At 42.3% G+C, this 2437-nt stretch carries 2 protein-coding genes and 1 pseudogene; 2 read left to right on the forward strand and 1 reads right to left on the reverse strand.

Annotated elements, in window-relative coordinates:
* Positions 1-642, reverse strand: a pseudogene (locus L650_RS0107675) (acetyl-CoA acetyltransferase); the annotation flags it as partial.
* 330 nt (positions 643-972) lie between these two features.
* Between L650_RS0107675 and L650_RS0107680 the strand changes: the two are divergent.
* On the forward strand, positions 973-1407 hold the full coding sequence (locus L650_RS0107680) for a MerR family transcriptional regulator (RefSeq protein WP_004587901.1): 435 nt from the start codon (positions 973-975) through the stop codon (positions 1405-1407).
* 48 nt (positions 1408-1455) lie between these two features.
* Positions 1456-2437, forward strand: a 982-nt coding sequence (locus L650_RS0107685; RefSeq protein WP_085065441.1) for an acyl-CoA dehydrogenase family protein, incomplete at its 3' end; no start/stop codon positions are given.

The following is a 2437-nucleotide window of genomic DNA, read 5'->3' on the forward strand; positions in this document are numbered from 1 at the left end:
GGTTACATCGCCTTTGCGAGTTTTTATGGTGTGCGGCGCAATTTCGTTTTCAAAGCTGCCGTTTTCAATTGCCGCATTAGCTTTACTTAAAGAGCTAAGTGCAAACTCATCCATTTGCTCACGGCCAATGCCGTACTCATCGGCAGTATCTTGTGCAAAACAGCCCATTGCTTTGTTATCGTAAGCATCTTCTAGGCCATCGCTCATCATATGATCTTTAATTTCGCCGTGGCCCATACGCATACCGCCACGTGCTTTAGGTATAAAATACGGTGCGTTACTCATGCTTTCCATGCCACCAGCAATTGCACTGCTAATTGAGCCCGCTTTAATTAAGTCGTTAGCGAGCATGGCGGCTTTTAAACCAGAGCCACATACTTTATTAATGGTGGTAGCACCCGTGCCCAGAGCAAGGCCTGCTTTTAACATTGCTTGGCGTGCTGGCGCTTGGCCAAGGCCCGCCGGCAATACACAGCCCATAATTACTTCATCTATTGCATCATTTGCTAAACCAGTTTGTGCAAGCGCACTTGCAATGGCGGTTGCGCCAAGCTCGGTAGATTGTGCATCGGTCAATGCGCCCATAAACCCGCCCATTGGCGTACGCTTTGCTGCTACAATTACCACTGATTCTAAAGTCATAATTAACTCCGTTGTATTTATATGCAAATAGTTGTTAGAATATTTGCTCTATTAATTTAGTATTCATTTATTGTTTAACACCCTTACACAATACTAACGTTTACGCTAACGTCAACTAAAAAGCGTTTAATTTTTAGTTTTAAAAGTGTAAGCATTATTTTCCAGTAACGGCGAAGTGAACAATTAATAAAAATAAACTATTGAATATTAATAATATAATTTAACATTTCACATCAACACTCCTTTATAAATAGTTTCATACCACACCAAGCTTTACCTTTACGTAAACTTCACTTATATTGGAGTTATTCGAATGAGGTAAACACAACTATGAAACCAGATAACCAAACAAACTTTGCAAGTTCTGCAAAAGCGCCAAGCAGTAACGATCAAACCTTTAGTATTAGTGATTTAGCTAAAGAGTTTGATATTACCACCCGCTCTATTCGTTTTTACGAAGACCAAGGTTTAGTAAGCCCAGAGCGCAATGGCCAAACCCGTATTTATTCAAAACGCGACAAAGTTCGCTTAAAACTAATACTGCGTGGCAAACGCTTAGGCTTTACGCTTGCAGAAACAGGCCGTTTGTTTGAACTGTACGACGCTGATAAATCAAGCGCTAAACAGCTGGTCACTATGCTCGATTTAATTGCAGAGAAAAAAGCCGACCTATCTCAGCAAATGGACGACATAAAAGTTGTGCTTATGGAATTAGTGACAGCGGAGCGCCGCTGCAGAGACACACTTAATAAAATAGACGAGTAGCCTATTTTAATAATAAAAACACACTGACAACACACACAGGAATGAATCATGAGCACTATTTCACTTTATAAAGAGATGAACTTTGGCCTTGGCGAAACCGCCGATATGATCCGCGACCACGTAAATAGCTTTGCAAGCCAAGAAATTGCGCCACTGGCTGAACAAACCGATATGGACAACGCGTTTCCTAATCAGCTTTGGCCGCAAATGGGCGAAATGGGTGTACTAGGCATGACCGTTTCTGAAGACTTTGGCGGTGCAGGCTTAGGCTACTTAGAGCATGTAATTGCCATGGAAGAAATTAGCCGTGCGAGTGCATCAATTGGCTTAAGTTATGGTGCGCATTCAAACTTGTGTGTAAATCAAATTAACCGTAACGGTAACCAAGCACAAAAAGAAAAATACTTACCAAAGCTTATTAGCGGCGAACACATTGGTGCCCTTGCCATGAGCGAACCAAATGCAGGTTCTGACGTGGTATCAATGAAACTTAAAGCTGAAAAAAAAGGCGATAAATACATTTTAAATGGCAATAAAATGTGGATCACCAACGGCCCCGATGCACACACATTTGTTATTTATGCAAAAACAGATTTAGAAGCCGGCGCTAAAGGCATTACCGCATTTATTGTTGAAAAAGACTTCCCTGGTTTTTCTACCGCGCAAAAGCTAGACAAGCTTGGTATGCGTGGCTCAAACACGTGTGAGCTGGTGTTTGAAAACTGCGAAGTACCAGAAGAAAACATTTTAGGTAACCTAAACGAAGGCGTTAAGGTACTTATGAGCGGCCTAGATTACGAACGTGTAGTACTTGCTGCAGGCCCCCTTGGCATAATGCAAGCCTGTATGGATATTGTTGTACCGTACATTCATGAACGTAAACAGTTCGACACCCCTATTGGCCAATTTCAGTTAATTCAAGGCAAAGTAGCCGACATGTATACACAAATGAACGCAGCGCGCTCATACGTTTATACCGTTGCAAAAGCGTGTGACCGCGGCGAAACCACCCGTAAAGATGCCGCCGGCG

It is taken from the genome of Pseudoalteromonas sp. TB51 (assembly GCF_000498055.1).
GTDB lineage: Bacteria > Pseudomonadota > Gammaproteobacteria > Enterobacterales > Alteromonadaceae > Pseudoalteromonas > Pseudoalteromonas atlantica.

What these genes read in the sequence shown, in the direction of transcription:
- L650_RS0107680 (WP_004587901.1), top strand. Translation starts at nt 973, where the DNA reads ATGAAACCAGATAACCAAACAAACTTTGCAAGTTCTGCAAAAGCGCCA.